Annotated in this window: 14 protein-coding genes; 9 read left to right on the forward strand and 5 right to left on the reverse strand. The window is 62.5% G+C overall.

What is annotated here, in order from left to right; genetic code table 11:
* Window positions 1-143: 143 nt before the first annotated feature.
* Genes ACSQ2A_RS00005 through ACSQ2A_RS00025 form a run of 5 tightly spaced genes read right to left on the reverse strand, consistent with a single transcriptional unit; the run spans window position 144 to window position 5568 of the window.
* Window positions 144-2075 (reverse strand): adenine deaminase, encoded by a 1932-nt coding sequence (locus ACSQ2A_RS00005; protein WP_436070576.1) that lies wholly within the window; start codon window positions 2073-2075, stop codon window positions 144-146.
* Between the two features lie 26 nt (window positions 2076-2101).
* Window positions 2102-2854 carry a glutamine amidotransferase gene (locus ACSQ2A_RS00010; protein WP_436070577.1) on the reverse strand — a complete coding sequence of 251 codons (753 nt, stop codon included), beginning with the start codon at window positions 2852-2854 and terminating at the stop codon, window positions 2102-2104.
* Window positions 2855-2863: 9 nt separating this feature from the next.
* Window positions 2864-3865 (reverse strand): LacI family DNA-binding transcriptional regulator, encoded by a 1002-nt coding sequence (locus ACSQ2A_RS00015; RefSeq protein WP_436070578.1) that lies wholly within the window; start codon window positions 3863-3865, stop codon window positions 2864-2866.
* Window positions 3866-3874: 9 nt separating this feature from the next.
* On the reverse strand, window positions 3875-4612 hold the full coding sequence (locus tag ACSQ2A_RS00020; RefSeq protein WP_436070579.1) for a creatininase family protein: 738 nt from the start codon (window positions 4610-4612) through the stop codon (window positions 3875-3877).
* A complete protein-coding gene (locus ACSQ2A_RS00025) occupies window positions 4609-5568 on the reverse strand; it encodes a hypothetical protein (RefSeq protein ID WP_436070580.1) in 960 nt (319 codons plus the stop codon). The genes ACSQ2A_RS00020 and ACSQ2A_RS00025 overlap by 4 nt, the downstream gene beginning before the upstream one ends.
* Before the next feature lie 136 nt (window positions 5569-5704).
* Between ACSQ2A_RS00025 and ACSQ2A_RS00030 the strand changes: the two genes are divergently transcribed.
* The 9 genes from ACSQ2A_RS00030 to ACSQ2A_RS00070 are packed head-to-tail and all read left to right on the forward strand — an operon-like array spanning window position 5705 to window position 16206.
* Window positions 5705-7048 (forward strand): amidohydrolase family protein, encoded by a 1344-nt coding sequence (locus tag ACSQ2A_RS00030; protein WP_436070581.1) that lies wholly within the window; start codon window positions 5705-5707, stop codon window positions 7046-7048.
* Complete coding sequence (locus ACSQ2A_RS00035; protein ID WP_436070582.1) at window positions 7048-8001, forward strand: nucleoside hydrolase; 954 nt, start codon at window positions 7048-7050, stop codon at window positions 7999-8001. Before ACSQ2A_RS00030 ends, ACSQ2A_RS00035 begins: the two co-directional genes overlap by 1 nt.
* 22 nt (window positions 8002-8023) lie before the next feature.
* On the forward strand, window positions 8024-9073 hold the full coding sequence (locus ACSQ2A_RS00040; RefSeq protein ID WP_436070583.1) for a BMP family lipoprotein: 1050 nt from the start codon (window positions 8024-8026) through the stop codon (window positions 9071-9073).
* 57 nt (window positions 9074-9130) lie between these two features.
* On the forward strand, window positions 9131-10675 hold the full coding sequence (locus ACSQ2A_RS00045; protein ID WP_436070584.1) for an ABC transporter ATP-binding protein: 1545 nt from the start codon (window positions 9131-9133) through the stop codon (window positions 10673-10675).
* Window positions 10672-11769 carry an ABC transporter permease gene (locus ACSQ2A_RS00050; RefSeq protein ID WP_436070585.1) on the forward strand — a complete coding sequence of 366 codons (1098 nt, stop codon included), beginning with the start codon at window positions 10672-10674 and terminating at the stop codon, window positions 11767-11769. Before ACSQ2A_RS00045 ends, ACSQ2A_RS00050 begins: the two co-directional genes overlap by 4 nt.
* Window positions 11766-12716, forward strand: a complete 951-nt coding sequence (locus ACSQ2A_RS00055) for an ABC transporter permease (protein ID WP_436070586.1) — start codon at window positions 11766-11768, stop codon at window positions 12714-12716. The genes ACSQ2A_RS00050 and ACSQ2A_RS00055 overlap by 4 nt, the downstream gene beginning before the upstream one ends.
* Window positions 12713-14575 (forward strand): adenine deaminase, encoded by a 1863-nt coding sequence (locus tag ACSQ2A_RS00060; RefSeq protein WP_436070587.1) that lies wholly within the window; start codon window positions 12713-12715, stop codon window positions 14573-14575. The genes ACSQ2A_RS00055 and ACSQ2A_RS00060 overlap by 4 nt, the downstream gene beginning before the upstream one ends.
* Before the next feature lie 2 nt (window positions 14576-14577).
* Window positions 14578-15930 (forward strand): guanine deaminase, encoded by a 1353-nt coding sequence (gene guaD / locus ACSQ2A_RS00065; protein ID WP_436071607.1) that lies wholly within the window; start codon window positions 14578-14580, stop codon window positions 15928-15930.
* A 54-nt stretch (window positions 15931-15984) separates the two neighbouring features.
* On the forward strand, window positions 15985-16206 hold the full coding sequence (locus ACSQ2A_RS00070) for a hypothetical protein (protein ID WP_295416505.1): 222 nt from the start codon (window positions 15985-15987) through the stop codon (window positions 16204-16206).
* Window positions 16207-16253: the final 47 nt, after the last annotated feature.

Consider the following 16253-nt stretch of genomic DNA (forward strand, 5'->3'; position numbering starts at 1 on the left):
ATGTCTCTTTACAATGCAAAATTACAAAAGGCCCTCGCTCTAGCGAGGGCCTTTTGTCGTTTAGAACCAGACTGAGTAGCTGGGCGCCGGAGCGTCGGCAGCAGATACGAAAAAGGCGGGCTCAAAGCCCGCCTTTTGCATTTCTACCAGACAATTGGATGCGTCTGGCCATTGGAAACATTGACGAAACCGTCCGGCACCAATGGCGATGGCGCCACCAGCACCCAGCGCCAGGGCGAACAGGTCAGCGTCGCAAAGGCCAGGCGTTCCGGAAAACCTGGCCACCAGCGCGGCGAGAAGGTTGGTTCATACATCCATTCAATGGTCTCGCCCTGGCGGTATAGTTCGACCATTTCCTTGTCGAGTTCTGGCGCCGGCCGGCAGGTCATCAACCCGCCAACCTCGTAGCGAACCGTCGCCAAGACCTTGCCGCCGCTGACCAGCGCCCAGCCGCCCTGGATCTCGTTGAGCGTGTTGACCGCCAGCGCCATGGCTTCGTCGGACGAGCCGACAACCCAGATATTGTGCTTGTCGTGGCCCATCGAGCAGGCGAGGGCCGTATCGGGCGTCTTCGGTCCCGTCCCCAGCCAGAACATCTTTGCCGTTCGTGCTTCGCCGGAAAAGCGATCGACGATGGCAAATTTCGTGATGTTGCGCTCGCTGTCGCGCTGCACCAAGCCATCGACTACGGGCAGTTCGGTCGTGATGAACTCATCATGCCAATGAAAGGGACGCAGCAGCGCCGCGTTGACGCTTTGACGATTCGCCGGAGCGGCAATCGCGAAATCCTCGGTGGTCAGCTGGCGCTGGACATTGACGGAAGACGTCGCCCATTCCGGCCAGTCGATTTTTGGCACATCGGCCGTATAGGTTTTTCCCGCAGAAACCTGCAGCCCGTCTGCCCAAACCTCGGCAATGCCGAGTGTTTGCTCGTCGTCGAGCAGCACCAGGTCGGCAAAGCGCCCCGGCGCGATCGCGCCAACCCAGGGCGTCAGCCGCATGTGGCGTGCCGGATTGATGGTTACGAGCTGCACGGCGATCTCGAGCGGCAATCCCGCTTCCATGGCGAGACGGACATTGTGGTCGGTCGCGCCAAGCTTCATCGTATCCGACGCGCTGCGATCGTCGGTGCAGAGCGCGAAATTCGACCAGTCCTGCTGGCCCTGTGCCAGGAGCCCCGCGATGATGTCTTTGAGCGAATGCGGCCGCAGCTCCATGAAGAGGCCGCGCCGCAACTTGTCGGCAACCTCTTCCGGCGTCCAGGCCTCATGGTCCGAAGCCATGCCGGCACCGGCGAAAGCGTTGATATCATTGATGGCGCGCATGCCGGCGGCATGGCCTTCCACCACGCCGCGCTGCGCAAAGGTGGCTTCGATCATGCCCCAGAGCCGCTCATGCGAGGGGTTTTCCGGGTTCCACACCGCCGGCCAATCCATCACCTCGTCGAGGCCAGCGACCAACAGGTGATCGCGCAGAAATTCGTTCTGTTCGGCAAAACCAAAATGCCCACCACCCCACTCATAGGCGGTCGGCGGCACTGCCGAACCGGGCAGCGGGAAGATCTTTGCGGGCGAGCCGGCGCGCCGCGCCGTCAGCCAGAATTCGAGATTTTTGGGGCCATTGACGTTGGAAAACTCATGGCTCGCCTCGCAGGTCCAGGTGCAGCCATGCGGCAGCACCAGCGCCGCCTCCCATTCGGGCGTCAGGTGGCTCGATTCGATGTGCTTATGCACCTCGCCAAAGCCGGGCACGGCGCTGAACTGCCGGCGGTCGATCCGTTCGCCGACCTCGCCGGGATAGGCGCCAGCCGGCCCGACCCAGGCGACGCGTCGACCCGAAATGATGATCTCCTGATCCTCATGCCAATTGCGCCCATAGGTATCGAGCAGTCGCCCGACCCGCACAGAACGATCCGCCGGTTTCTTGCCCAGAGCGACGAGGGCAAGATGCTTGCGGATCGCCACTTCGTCCTTGGCGTTGACAATAAGGTCGTCGGGAAGGGGAGTGCTCACGGAATATCCAGTCTCAAAATAGATAGGTCGGCGCCGTGGCGCCGACCTCTTGCATTGTCCCATAGGGCGGCTTGGCGGAGCAAGCCAGATCAGGCCTTGCCTGCAGCCCAATCGCAAAGCTGCGTCCAGAGCTTTTCGTAGCCGGCCCAATCGACGAAGGGCGGCGGCGCCCAATGCGGGCCGCAATCGGAAGCGAAGGCGACACTGCGACCCTTGCCGAAATTGCCGGCAACGATGAGCGGATCCTGGCCAACACTGGCGACCAGCGTCGCGTCCGGTTTGGCGGCGATACGGTTGTAGCCGAGGAGGATTGGCCAGGTCGCTTCAAGGCCGGCTACGATGGGGTGGCCAGCATCGGCAACCACCGGTTCAATACCCTGCGGTGCCTCGACGCGATCGTCACCCTTTTCGATGGTTACGGGCAGGGCCTCTTCGATAGGTGAGCCAGCATATTGCGCCTTGGCGTCGATGCCCTGGAAGGTCAGGTAGCCGCCGACCATGACGAGGCCGCCGCCTTTGACGACATAGTCGCGGATCGAGGCCAGGCGGTTGGGCAAGACCTTTGACTTCGTAAAAGTCTCGGGATGCAGCAACAGCGTATTGGCGCCGATATCGGAAAGCAGAACGACGTCATAGGCGGCGAGTTCTTCGGCGGTGAACGGGAACTCGCGGGCGGCGACATGCGAAGGCTGGAAGGTCACGTCCCAGCCGCCCTTTTCGAGCGCCGCCTTCAGCCAGCGCACGCCTTCGGCATATTCGGTGGTCGTAAAACTATCAAAGCCCTTCTGGTGGATCGAATGCACGGTCCAGGATTCACCGGCGATCAGGATGCGCTTTGTCATGGTCAGGCCTTATCTAGAGGGGGCGGCGACGGATTGGCGCGTCACCAATTCGACCGGCAGCCTTGTCTCGGCTGGCGGGGTTTGCCCTTCGAGAAGGGCGAGGAGATGCTTTACGGCCAGCTCGCCCATAGCGGCGACCGGCTGGCGGATAGTGGTCAGCGGCGGATCAACAAGGGCGGCAAAAGCCATGTCATCGAAGCCGACGAGGCTGATATCATTGGGAATGGATAGCCCGTGTTCTCGCACGACCTGCATGACGCCGATGGCGATGTAGTCGGAACAGGCGAGGATGGCGGTCGGCGGATCGACGGCGTCCAGCAGTACTGAAGCGGCCGCCACGCCATAGTCGCGCGTATAGTCGCCCAGCAGCACCCAGCCCGGACGCACCGGCAGGCCGGCCTCGTCCATGGCACGGGTAAAACCGGCGAGACGCTCGTTGACGCTCATCAGCCGGTGCGGTCCGCCGATCAACGCAATATCCCTGTGCCCCATGGCGATGAGATGCTGCGCGGCGAGATAGGTGCCTTCCGCATTGTCCACGAAAACCCGCGGCACGCTGACGCCATCGATATCTTCGTCGAGCAACACGACATTTTCCCTGCCCGCCAGGAGATTGGCGAGCGAGCCGTCATCCACCCGATTGGTGGTCATGATCAGCCCATCGACATGGCTGTCGGCCATGCGGCGGATCGCATTGATCTCAGCATCGGCATGGCCGCCCGTGGAGGTGATATAGACCGAATAGCCGCTGGCATGGGCCTGGCGCTCGACGGCAGCAGCCAATTCGGCAAAGAACGGGTTGGCAATGTCGGGCGTGACGAGCGCGAAGGCTTCGGACTTGCCGGTGGAGAGGCGGCGCGCCAGGAGATTGGGGCGATAGTCGAGTTTGGCTATGGCCGCATCGATCCGGTCGCGCGTTGCCTGGGGCAGGTCGATACGATTGTTGAGATAACGCGACACGGCCGTGGGCGACACCCCGGCCTCGGCAGCGACATCGCTCAGCGTGGCCATCTCTGCCCCCTAGATGCCATGACGCTCCCTCCAGGCCGCGACAATGTGCAGGCTCTCGCCCAGAATGCCCGCGATCAGCGCCTCGCCCTTGGCGGCAGTGGCCGGGCGCGGATCGCCGAAAACGCCGGAGGGATTAAAGTCGCGAAACTGCAAGGGTTCGGTGCCAAAGGTCGGCGGAAAGCTGGGATAGAAGGGGGCCGCCCGCTCCATATCGACGCCCTCGGGCGCGACCGCCAGCATGATCGCCGTTTCGACCTCATCGGCGTGATAAAAACCCGGTCCCGCCGGCTGGCTGTCGCAGATTTCGGCGGCGAACCGCTCGAGCCCGGGATAGTCGAGATGGCACACGGGCAGGCCGGCCGTCGTCAGCGTGCGGGCGGCAAGCAGCATTGGCTCGCGATTGCCAAAATGGCCATTGACGATCACGAGGCCCTGCACGCCCATGCGCAGCAGTTCGTGGCCGATATCCTCCATCATCGCCTGCAGCGTGCGCGGCGAGATGGAAATCGTGCCGGGATAGGCGCTGGCGGTCCAGGCATCGCCATAAGTGATCGGCGGCAGAAGCAGCGCGTCGAGTTCGTCCGCGAGGCGCTTGCCGACGCCATGGGCCATGTCGGTATCGGTGGTCAGCGGCAGGTGTGCACCATGCTGCTCGCAGGCGCCAAGAGCGAGTACGGCCAACGTGCCATCCTCGATACGCTTGGCAACATCGACCCAGGGGGTGCGGGAAAAATCCGAGCTGCTCATGGCGTCCATCCCAGGATCTGCAAGGGCGCGTCTGGCGCCACACGCGCCAGCAGTTCGCGCGTGCTCACCGAATAGTCGACAGCGCCGCCGCGCACCGTTCCGAGCGTTGCCGCTGAGATGTCAGCATAGCTGTAGCCATGGGCGAGCAGATCAACCACGGTCGCCTGAATGGGATGGATCGTGGGGTTGAAGGCGACGCTCTCGATGGCGAGACCCAACACCGCGTTTCCATCCTTCAGGTGCAACAGCACTGCGCCGGGGCATTTGCTATAGGGCGAGTGGCTGCGCCGTCCTTTGGCCAGCAGTGCGTCGGACTGGGGCGAGGCAGAGTCTCCGTCAAATTTCAGCGCCGGCCAGAGTTCGAGGCCCGGCACGGCGCCGCGCTCCCCGAGATAATTGGGATCGAACGGCCAAGGATAAAGCTGGGCCAGCGTCAGCGTGTGCCCCAGGGGATCGATCAATTCGAGTTTGTCGCTTGCTGCATATTCGGCGAGACACTGCCGGCAATGGGCGCAGGGATGCGCCTCGCCAATGGCAATCACCGAAATATTGGTGCCCCGGCTCATGGCGCGGATGAAGACAAAACCCTCGCCATGGAGGGTAAAACCAAGATGCGTGCCCGGAAATTCGACATTGCCGCCGAGGATGAGATTGCCCGTTTCCGCCTCGAGCCCGACCGCACCGACATGAAAATCGGAAATGCTGGGGCGCGCAATATTTTTGGCAACATCGAGCAGCAGACACATGAGATCGCGCACGGAAGCGAGGCCGAATTCGCTCACGAGTTCAGTGGCGACGCCGGCCGCAAGCACGCTGCCATCATTGCTCGCCGGCTGCCTGTTTCGCGGCGAAATCGCCGCCTTCACCCGCGCGGCTATAGCCGCACGAACCTCGGGTCCAATCGCCGCAAGGCGCGCAGGAACGGCTGAATCCGCGGCAAACGGATTGATACTCATAGGCAGGCTGCCAAAGAAATATGCAGAAATCTCGTGCGGTGAGCGCTTGTGCAAATCCAGCGTGATAGCATTTGACAACCCCCGCGAAACCGTCGTTAGATCAGCTATGTAAAGCGCTTTACTAGCGATAGGTCAAATGGGTTCTACACTCCTTCGCAATGCAACGGTTCTCACTGTGGATAGCGGCAATGCCGTCTTTCCCTCCGGCTGGGTGGCCTTTGTTGACGGACGGATAACCGGCGTAGGCCCCATGGAGACCTGCCCGCCGGACAGTGATTTCGACGACGTAAAGGCGCTCGATGGCCATGTGGTCATGCCGGGCCTCGTCAATGCCCACACTCATTCAGCCATGGTGCTTTTCCGTGGTCGGTCCGAAGGGCAAAGCCTTCTCACCATGGAAGGCTGGTACAATTCCATCCGCGAGCCGGAACTGTCGCTGGTCGCCTCAGATATTGGTCCCGCCGTCGCCCTCTCCTGCGCCGAAATGGTTCTTACGGGCACGACGACCTTCTGCGACCAGTATTTCTTCGCCGAAGAGATTGCCGAAGGGGTCAAGCAAGCCGGCCTTCGCGCCGTGATCGCCTATGGCATCGTGCAGCTCGGCGACAAGCAGCGCGGCGAAGAGGAGCTGGCTCTAGCCACGAACTTCCTGAAACAGCAGCGCTCCGCTGATGGTCGGGTTATCCCCTGGTTCGGTCCGCACGCGCCCTATGTCGACAATACCGAAGACCTGCTGCTGGCCGAGGTTGCGGTCGCCAATGAATATGGCGTGGGTCTGCACTTGCACATGGCCTGCGGTCCCGAGGACAATGAAGAAACCGAACGCCGCTATGGCACGACGGCTGCCGTCGCGCTCGAAAAGCTCGGCTTCTTCAATGGCCGCATCCACGCTGCGCACTGCCTCGATCTCAGTCCCGAAGACATCGAGGTTTTTGCTCGCGCCCCGCATGCATCCATTTCCCACAATGCCACGGCGGGCCTCCGCTCCGGCCGCGAAGGCATATGTCCAGTCGTGGATTTGAAAGCAGCCGGCGTCACCGTGGCGCTCGGCACCGACAATGTCGCCGCCAACAACGGCTATGACATGATCAACGAAATGCGCGTCGCCGGCCTCGTTGCTTCGCATCGCGAGGGCAGGGCGCAGCCCATTTCCAGCGCCGAACTGGTGCGCATGGCGACCATCGAGGGCGCCAAGGCTCTGGGCCTCGAAAACGAGATCGGCTCACTCGAAATAGGCAAATCCGCTGATATCATTGCCCTCGATATTTCCGGTGCGGGCTATTCTGAAACCCCTGACATCGAAACGCTTCTCGTCTATTCGGGAAGTGGACGGGATGTGCGCCATGTCTATGTCGCCGGCGAGCAGCTGGTGGCCGACAGGCAGCTCCTGCGTCGGCCCTTCTCCGAGATCCGGGCCGATTACTCAAACACCTACAAGGATTTCTGGGCGCGCGTCGAAGCGGCCCGGAAAGTGGCATAATGGCAAGAAAACTCATTCTCGATACTGATGGCGGCGTCGACGACGCACAGGCCCTTCTCATGCTGATCGCCAATGGCCGTACGCCGGACGCGATCACCACCGTCTTCGGCAATGTCGGCCTCGATGCGGCAACCCGCAATATTCTCACCGTGCTCGAAGTCGCCGGCAAAGGCTCAGTGCCGGTGCACAAGGGCGCCGATCGTCCGCTGACCCAGCCGGTCATCGACGCAAAGTATATCCACGGTGAAGACGGCCTCGGCGGCGCCCCGCGTCCGGCAAAGATTCCGGAAGTCGCTGGCACCAACGGCGTCGGCTATCTCGTCGACACCTTCCGCGCGGCCGCCAAGGCTGGTGAAAAGGTCGATATCCTGATGATCGGGCCGCTGACCAATCTGGCGCTCGCGCTGCGTCTGGCGCCCGATATCACCGCCGGCATCGGCCAGCTCACCATCATGGGCGCCACCGTCTATGGCCGCGGCAACACCACCCCGGCTGCCGAATTCAACATCTATGCCGACCCGGAAGCCGCTGCCATCGTTTTTGGCACCGAGATTGAAATGCTCATCGCCCCATGGGAACCCTGCGTTACCCATTTCATGACCGGCGACGAAGTCGAGGCCCTCTTGAAGGACATTCCGGAAAGCCCGGAAAAGACCTTTTCGGTCGCTCTTGTCGAACATGCCCGCCGCACCACGGTCGGCTATGGCGGCCCCGACCACTTCCGCTTCGTTGATCCCCTGGCCATTGCCGCGGTGATCGAGCCGGAACTCGTGACCAAGACCCTGCGTGCCTCGATGGATGTGGCGCTTTCGCCCGGCATCACCCGCGGCATGACGGTGGTTGATCCAACCGGCCGCCTGGGCACGCCCATGGTGACCATTATCGAGGAAGCCAGGGTTGATCGCCTCGTGGCGCTCTATCGCGCTTCCGTCGCCTACCGCGCCAATATCTGACAAAGCCAAGGGAGCTCCGTCAATGTCCATGCCTAAATTCTCGCGTCGCGCTTTTAGCGGCCTGCTTGCTGCAGGCCTCCTGGCCTCGGTTTCCGCCGGTGCCGTCATGGCGCAGGAATACACCAAGGAAAACCCGCTCAAGGTTGCCTTGGTCGTCCACGGCAATCTCGGCGACAAGAGCTTCTTTGACTCCGCCGCTGCCGGCCTCGACCGCGCCGAAGCCGAGCTTCCCGTTGATGTCACCGTCATCGAAGCCGGCCTCGATCGCGGCCGCTGGCAGCCGGCTCTGGCCGATGCCACCGACCAGGGTTATGATGTCGTCATCGGCGGCACCTGGGAAATGACCGGCTTCATGGCCGAGCTGTCCCCGGAATATCCCGATACAAAATTCATCATTTTCGATGATGCCCCCGATTTCACCGGCGGCGCCAATTCCAACATTCTCGCCATCAATTATCGCGTTTCGACCGCCGGCTACCTGGCCGGCTATGCGGCCGCGAAAATCTCCAAGACCGGCAAGCTCGGTGAAATCCTCGGCGTCGAAGGCGCGACCATTCTCGAATTCGCCCTCGGCTTCGAGCAGGGTGCCAAAGCTGCTAATCCCGATGTGGAAGTAACCCGCGCCGTCGCCGGTTCCTTCACCGATCCGGCCAAGGGCAAGGAACTGGCGCTGGCCCAGTTCGCTCAGGGCGTCGATATCGTCTTCCCGATTGCCGGCGGCACCGGCATCGGCGCGCTACAGGCCGCACGTGATGAAGGCAAGCTGGCTGTCGGGGTCGACAGCGATCAGGCGGCAATCTTCGCTCCGACCGATCCGGCCCAGGCCGATGTGATCTTCACCTCGGTCGAAAAGAAGGTCGGTGACTCGCTCTTCACCGCCCTGCAGCAGACCATCGAAGGCACTGCCCCCTATGGCACCAACCTGATCCTCGGCCTTGCCGATGGTGCCGTGGGCATTTCCAAGAACAGCTTTTATGAAAAGCTCGTTCCCGCCGAAGTGCGCGCCGAAGTCGATGCTCAGGAAGCCAAGATCATCGCCGGCGAAATCACCGTCGAAAGCGCCATGAACTAAGCCTTCAGACCCCGCCCTTTCCAAAGGGCGGGGTTTTTGTTTTTACGAGGATCCGCGATGGCGCCGCTGCTCGAAGCCATTTCCATCGGCAAGACCTATCCCGGCGGCACTGTCGCCAATGACGGGGTCAATCTCTCCGTTTCGGCGGGCGAGGTGCATGCCGTCGTCGGCGAAAACGGTGCCGGCAAATCCACGCTGATGAAGATCCTGTTCGGTATCGAACAGCCCGATCGCGGCGAAATCCGCCTCGATGGCAAAGTCGTCAGCTTCGCCAATCCGCGCGAAGCCATCGACCACGGCATCGGCATGGTTTTTCAGCACTTCTCGCTGGTCCCCTCCTTCTCGGTTTATGAAAACGTCGTGCTCGGCTCCGAGCCGCGCAACGGCATAACGTTCGACCGCCGCGAGGCGATCGAAAAAGTGCGCGCGCTCTCCGAAAAGTTCCGTCTTGCGGTCGATCCCCTGCCGCCGGTTGGCCAACTCCCTGTCGGCCAGCAGCAGCGGGTGGAAATCCTCAAGGCCCTTTATCGGGACGCGCGCATTCTCATTCTCGACGAGCCCACGGCCGTGCTCGCGCCGCAGGAGGTCGAAGAGCTTTTCGTCGCCGTCCGCGCGCTGGTCGCTCAGGGCCGCACCGTCATCTTCATCGCGCATAAGCTCCCCGAAGTTCTGGAAATTTCGGATCGCATCACCGTCATGCGCGGCGGCAAGACCGTCGGCTCCGTCAATGCCAGGGATGTCACCGAGGACAGCCTCGCCACCATGATGGTCGGTCGCGAAATCGCCCTGCGCGTCGATCGCGCCAAGACCCGCGGCGATGTGGCCTGCGAGGTCAAGGCGCTGAAACTGACCGCCGAGAGCGGCGTCACCATCGCCCAGGACCTCAACCTCAAGGTGCATTCGGGCGAAATTCTCGGCCTCGTCGGCGTCGAGGGCAATGGCCAGGCCGAACTGCTCGAAGCCATTGCCGGCCTCCGCCCCGTGGCCGATGGCGTCATTTATCTCAATGGCACGAGCCTTGGCCCCAAAAGCGTCCTCGAACGCCGCGAACAGGGCCTTGCCAGCATCCCCGAAGACCGCATCGCCCGCGGCCTCGCCACCGGCGCCACCATCGCCGAAAACCTCATCGCTACGCGCCTTGCCGACAAGCGTTTCGTGCGCAATGGCCTCCTTGATTTGAAGGCAATGAAGGCCAATGCCCTTTCGCTGATCGAGCGTTTTTCCATCCGCTCCGGCGGGCCCGGCTATGCCGTCGGCACGCTCTCGGGCGGCAATATGCAAAAGGTCGTGGTTGCCCGCGAACTCTCGGAACAGCCCAAACTGCTCCTCGTCAATCAGCCGACCCGCGGCGTCGATCTCGGCGCCACCCAGTTCATCTGGAGGTCCCTCACTGACGCCCGCGATGGTGGCGCCGCGGTGCTGCTGAGCTCTGCCGACCTCTCCGAACTCCTGGCGCTCTCCGATCGCCTCGTCGTCTTCTATCGCGGCAAGATCGTTGCCGCCTTCGTCAATTCCGATGACCTCACCGCCGAAACGCTGGGCACCTATATGCTTGGCCTCTCGAGCCAGGACCCCGAAACCATGCGGGCAGCCCTCCAATGAGCACCACCTCTCCCTCCCGCTGGAAAACCATTCGCAACGAAACCGGCCGCGCCCTGACCGCGCTGGTCATTGCCCTGGCCGTCGCCCTCGTCGTCATTCTTCTTACATCGGCCGATCCCGGCGCCGCCTTCCAGACCCTCCTCGCCGCGCCGCTCTCGTCCAACCGAACCATGGGCCTCTGGATCGACGACGTTGCCAAATTGACCCTCACCGGCCTTGCCTTCAGCCTCGTCTTTCAGGCGCGGCAATTCTCCATGGGTGTGCAGGGTCAGGTCTATATGGGCGGCCTTTTCGCCGCGCTTATCGCCATGTCGCCCATCGGCGCGACACACCTGGCGATCCCGATCGCCATGCTCGCCGCCATGTGCGCGGGTGCCGTCTATGGCTTCATTCCCGGCTATGCCAAGGCCCGTTTTGGTGCGAGCGAAATCGTCTCCTCGCTCATGCTCAACTACATCGCCATTCTGGTGGTGAACTACCTCATCCGCGCCCATCTCGCGCCCGCCGGCACCGGCCAGTTGATGACGGCAAAGTTCCCAGACACAGCGATCTTCCCCGCCATCCTTCCCGGCACGCGCTTCGATCTCGGCATCGTCATTGCCCTTGTCGCCACCTTCGCCGTCTGGTTCCTGCTCTATCGCACCAGTTGGGGCCTGAAACTTCGCCTTGTGGGCCACAATCCCAAATTTGCCGAATATGCCGGCATCCGCTCGAGCTTCATCATGGTCTCGGCCATGACCGTCGCCGGTGCCTTTGGCGGTCTTCTCGGCTCGGTCTTCGTGCAGGGCCGCGCCTTCGGCAATTTGGCGCAGAATTTTGACGGCAACCTCGCCTTTGAAGGCATTCTCATCGCCATCGTCGCCCGCTCCCGGCCACTCGCCGTGCCCATCGTTGCCCTGGCCTATGGCTATCTCCGCCAGGGCGCCCAGCTAATGGGCATCCGCACCGACGTGCCCACCGAAATGATCTCCGTGGTCCAGGCCATCATCATTCTGCTCGTCGCCTCGTCCTTCTCCCTGCCGGGCAAAAAGCTCTTCGCGCGCCTCATGGGCCAGAAATCAGCCAATGCCGCTACGCCGGAGGCCGCAAAATGATCGAACTCCTGCTCACGGTCTTTTCCGCCACCTTCTTCGTCACCGTCGTTCGCACCACCACGCCGCTACTCTTTGCAGCGCTCGGCGGCCTCATCTCCGACCTGTCGGGCGCCCTTAACGTCGCTCTCGAAGGCATGATGCTGATTGCGGCACTGACCGCCGTCATCGTTTCGGTCTATGCCCCCTGGTATGTCGCCGTGCTTTCGGGCGTCGCGGCCGGCGCCATGCTCGGCGCGCTGATGGCCTTCTTCCATCTCCGTTTGAAGGCCGACATCATCCTCGTCGGCTTTGCCGTCAACATCCTCGCCACGGGTGGCACCGTCTTCGCCCTCTCGCGCGCCACCGGCGGCGACAAGGGCACCTCCATCAACCTGCCCTCCAAAGCCGTACCGGCGGTGGACCTCTCTTTCCTCGAAGCCATCCCGGCCGTGGGACCGACGCTGAAGAGCCTCCTCTCCGGCCACTCGATCCTCTCCTGGCTCGGCGTCTTCATGGTCTTTGCGGTCTGGTACTTTTTGTTCCGCACGCCCTATGGCCTGTGGCTGCGTGGCGTCGGCGAATATCCGGCAGCGCCCGAAGCGGCCGGCATTCCCGTCGCAAAAGTCCGCGCGTGGAGTCTTGTGGCTTCAGGCGCTCTGGCCGGCATTGGCGGCGCCCAGCTCGCCATGTTCAACTATATCGGCTTTACCCGTGACATGACCGCCGGTCGTGGCTTCATCGCCCTTGGCGCCGTGCTGCTCGGCGCCCGTCATCCGGTCGGTGCCATGCTTGCAGCATTGCTCTTCGGCATCTTCGAAGCCCTCGCCATTGTCATGCCCAATCTCTTCAACTGGATCCCCGGTGAGATGATCCAGACCATCCCCTTCGTGGTGACGGTCCTCGCCCTCATCCTCTTTTCCTACCGTGCGCAGCGTGCCCGGCAGATGCGGACTCTTTCCAAGATATGACGCAACCTGACGATTTGATCCTTGATGCTGCCCAAGAGGTAACAGTCCGTCAGCATTTACTACTCGTTTCGCTCGGCAAAAAGCCCGCCGATCTCGCCATCGAGGTCGGCCGCCTCCTCGCCGTCCACGCCAATGAGTGGATGGAAAACCAGGAGATCATCGTCTCCGGCCGCCGCATCGCCTATGTCGGCCCCATCGGCTCCTATCGCGGCGAAGTCACCAAACGCGTCTCCTATCCCGACCTCTCGGCCGTCCCCGGCTTCGGCGAAGTGCACAAGCACATCGAATCCACCCACCTGACGCCCGATTTCGAAGCCGAATTGGTCCTGCCGCGCGGCAATACCTGGACCTGCGAGGCGAGCCACGAGTTCGCCAACGTCAACGGCCCGAAAAACATCGAGTTCTGGGAAAAAGCCCGCCGCGCCGGCTCGCCCCTAAAAGTGTTCATCCAGCCCGGCTCCGCCGTGCCGCCCACGCCGTGGGAGCAATCCGGCGGCTATTTTGGTTACGAGGAGCAAAAGCAGTTCCTCTCCGAACTCCTCTCGGTAACCAGTCTCGACGAAGTCATGGACTGGCCCTCGGTCTGGGACCCGACCAATCCGGGCTATCAGCGCATGTGGGGCATGATCCGCGCCACCTTTGAAATGCGCGGCGTCGTCGAAGGCCATGGCAACGGCCTCACCGACCTCCACGACATTTCCGCCTTCGCTGCCGCCGGCCTCTCCTCCGACCACGAAGTCTGGGCCCTTGAAGAAACCTGGGACCGCCTGCTGCGCGGCCTCTTCACCGAACTGCGTCCCTTCTCCTATGATGCCATAATTCCCGGCCTTCTCGCAAAGGGCCTGAAGGACTGGTCGAACATCGCCTTCACGACGGACGACCGCAGCGCCAGCGATACGTTGAAGGATGGCGCCACCGATCACAACGTTCGCCATGCGATCCACTACGGCCTCTCGCCCGAGATCGCCATCCAATGCGCCACCATTAATCCCGCGCGCCATATGCGCATCGACCAGTGGGTCGGCTCGATCACCCCAGGACGTTATGCCGACATAGTGCTTCTGCGCGATGTCCCCTCGATCGACATCGCTCATGTCTATTCCGACGGCCAGCTCGTTTCGAACGGCAAGACCTATGCCGGCCCAGACGTCCGCGTCGACTGGCCCGATTGGGCTTCTGGCTCCGTCAATATTGGCCGCACCCTGACCGCCGCTGACTTTGCCATCAAGGCCGACCCCGGCCGCTTGACCATGCAGGCCGCCATCTCCCGGCCCTTCGCCTGGAACGAGGATTTCGCCGTCGAAACCCTGCCGGTCGAAAACGGCGAAGTGCAGCGTGCCCCCCAAAAACTCATCACCAAATGGTCGATGATCGACCGCTATCGCGGCGATGGCGCAGTCGCCTCGATGTTCTGGAGCGGCGTCGGCCCCTCAGACCCCGACACGGCGCTCTGCTGCTCTGTCGCCCACGATAGTCACAATATCTGGTGCATCGGCTCCTCGGACGCGGCCATGGCCAAGGCCGTCAATCGCCTCGCCGAAAACGATGGCGGTTGGGTGCTTGTGCACAAAGGCGAAGTCGTCGCCGAAGTCCGCCTCGAAATCGCCGGCCTGATGACCGCGCGCCCCGCCGAAACGTTCGACGCTGACATGAAGGCATTCCTCGCCCGCGCCGAGCAGGTCGATTGGGTCTATGCGCCTGCCGCCATGAATCGGTGGAAGCCCGGTTTCCCCGAATTCCTGATCTTCGCCACGCTCACCTGTTCGCCCTGGCGCTGGGTGCTCGTCGCCCCCTCCGAGCTTTGCCCGGAAGGCTTCGTGAATGTACAAACGGGCGAAACGCACAAGATCGTCTGGTGAACATGAATATTTCCGGCGCAGGCATCATCGGCACCTTCTTCCACGCGCCCACTCGCGACCGGCTGGAGGTGCTGGAAAACGTCCTCATCCGCGTCGATGAGACCGGCACAATCACCGACATCCACCCCGCCGGCGATTCCATGCGGACATTGGTCGAAGCCGAACTCGGCGACCGTCTCCATCGCTTGCCCGAGGGGTACTACGGTCTCCCCGGCCTCGTCGATCTCCACATCCACGCGCCCCAATACCCCCAGCTCGGCCTCGCTCTCGATGAGCCGCTGGAAGTCTGGCTGAAAAAATACACTTTTCCGCTCGAAGCCCGCTATGCCGACCTCGATTTCGCCCGCGAGCGCTATACCGCCCTCGTCGATGACCTCCTCGCCACCGGCACCACCACGGCCCTCTATTTCGCCACCCAGCACGAAGCGGCGACAAAACTCCTCGCCGATATCTGCCTCGAAAAAGGCCAGCGCGCCCTCGTCGGCAAGGTCGTGATGGACGACCCTGCCGCCTGTCCCGAATACTATCGTGACGACAACGCCGAGACCGCAGTCGCCGAAACCCGTGCCGTCATCGACCACATCCGCAGCCACCCCGAAAACGGGGCAGGGCGCGTCCTTCCGGTCATCACCCCGCGCTTCATTCCGTCCTGCACCGCCGAAGCCCTCATCGGCCTCGGCGCCCTGGCGCAGGAATGCGGCTGCCACGTCCAGACTCATTGCTCGGAAAGCGACTGGGCCCATGGTCACGTGCTCTCCCGGTTCGGCATCACCGACGCCGCCGCACTCGACTCCTTTGGGCTACTGACGCGTAAAAGCGTCCTCGCCCACTCCAATTTTCTCACCGACGAGGACATGGACCGCCTCGCCTCCCGCGGCGCCGCGGTGGCCCATTGCGCCCTGTCCAATATCTATTTCGCCAATTCCGTCTTCCCGTTGCGCCATGCACTGGAAAAGGGCGTGCATGTCGGCCTCGGCACCGACATCTCCGGCGGCCCCTCCGCCTCAATGTTCGAAGCCGTCCGCACTACGGTCCAGTCCTCCCGCATGCTCGCCGAAGGCACTGACCCTGCCTTGCCGGCTGACAAACGCGGCCGCCCAAATTCTGCGGTCAACCTCGTCACAGCGTTCCATCTCGCGACATCGGGCGGTGGTGTCGCGCTCGATCTTCCCATTGGCATCATCGCGCCCGGTTATCGCTTCGACGTCCTCGCCGTGGACACAAATGCGCGAGCCGGCGCCATCCGCCTTTTCGACGAAACGAGCCCTGATGCTGTGTTCGAGAAGCTCATTTACGGCACGACACGCGCCAATATTGCCCATGTGTGGGTCGACGGGATCGATCGCACCCCTTGAAGGAATCCGCCCCTCGGGTCCATGATGGCTTCGGTCGGTTGGTGGACGAGGGCGATGTCGACGATGGAGTTCAAGGTCGTAGCAGCCAGTTATGACGCTGCCGCCCAATTGCTCTCCTATACGGCAACGGGGCTGCGCAATGGCCTCAAATTCACCGTGTCGTCCCGCGTCAAATGCCTCAAGGATCCCGGCTCGAAAGAGCGCCTGCACATGGTCGTGCTGATCGCCCTGACCGAACACTTCAAGCGCCCCAGCCCATCGGGCCTCAGGTGGTAGCGTCATTGCCCGGACGCGCCGGGCAATGACTGCATTTTGGGGCGGCA

It is taken from the genome of Devosia sp. LjRoot3 (assembly GCF_964252865.1).
In the GTDB taxonomy this organism is placed as follows: Bacteria; Pseudomonadota; Alphaproteobacteria; order Rhizobiales; family Devosiaceae; genus Devosia.

What these genes read in the sequence shown, in the direction of transcription:
- guaD (WP_436071607.1), top strand. Translation starts at nt 14,578, where the DNA reads ATGAATATTTCCGGCGCAGGCATCATCGGCACCTTCTTCCACGCGCCC.
- ACSQ2A_RS00045 (WP_436070584.1), top strand. Translation starts at nt 9,131, where the DNA reads ATGGCGCCGCTGCTCGAAGCCATTTCCATCGGCAAGACCTATCCCGGC.
- ACSQ2A_RS00010 (WP_436070577.1), bottom strand. Translation starts at nt 2,854, where the DNA reads ATGACAAAGCGCATCCTGATCGCCGGTGAATCCTGGACCGTGCATTCG.
- ACSQ2A_RS00060 (WP_436070587.1), top strand. Translation starts at nt 12,713, where the DNA reads ATGACGCAACCTGACGATTTGATCCTTGATGCTGCCCAAGAGGTAACA.
- ACSQ2A_RS00035 (WP_436070582.1), top strand. Translation starts at nt 7,048, where the DNA reads ATGGCAAGAAAACTCATTCTCGATACTGATGGCGGCGTCGACGACGCA.
- ACSQ2A_RS00030 (WP_436070581.1), top strand. Translation starts at nt 5,705, where the DNA reads ATGGGTTCTACACTCCTTCGCAATGCAACGGTTCTCACTGTGGATAGC.
- ACSQ2A_RS00050 (WP_436070585.1), top strand. Translation starts at nt 10,672, where the DNA reads ATGAGCACCACCTCTCCCTCCCGCTGGAAAACCATTCGCAACGAAACC.
- ACSQ2A_RS00040 (WP_436070583.1), top strand. Translation starts at nt 8,024, where the DNA reads ATGTCCATGCCTAAATTCTCGCGTCGCGCTTTTAGCGGCCTGCTTGCT.
- ACSQ2A_RS00005 (WP_436070576.1), bottom strand. Translation starts at nt 2,075, where the DNA reads ATGGGACAATGCAAGAGGTCGGCGCCACGGCGCCGACCTATCTATTTT.
- ACSQ2A_RS00070 (WP_295416505.1), top strand. Translation starts at nt 15,985, where the DNA reads ATGTCGACGATGGAGTTCAAGGTCGTAGCAGCCAGTTATGACGCTGCC.
- ACSQ2A_RS00020 (WP_436070579.1), bottom strand. Translation starts at nt 4,612, where the DNA reads ATGAGCAGCTCGGATTTTTCCCGCACCCCCTGGGTCGATGTTGCCAAG.
- ACSQ2A_RS00055 (WP_436070586.1), top strand. Translation starts at nt 11,766, where the DNA reads ATGATCGAACTCCTGCTCACGGTCTTTTCCGCCACCTTCTTCGTCACC.
- ACSQ2A_RS00025 (WP_436070580.1), bottom strand. Translation starts at nt 5,568, where the DNA reads ATGAGTATCAATCCGTTTGCCGCGGATTCAGCCGTTCCTGCGCGCCTT.
- ACSQ2A_RS00015 (WP_436070578.1), bottom strand. Translation starts at nt 3,865, where the DNA reads ATGGCCACGCTGAGCGATGTCGCTGCCGAGGCCGGGGTGTCGCCCACG.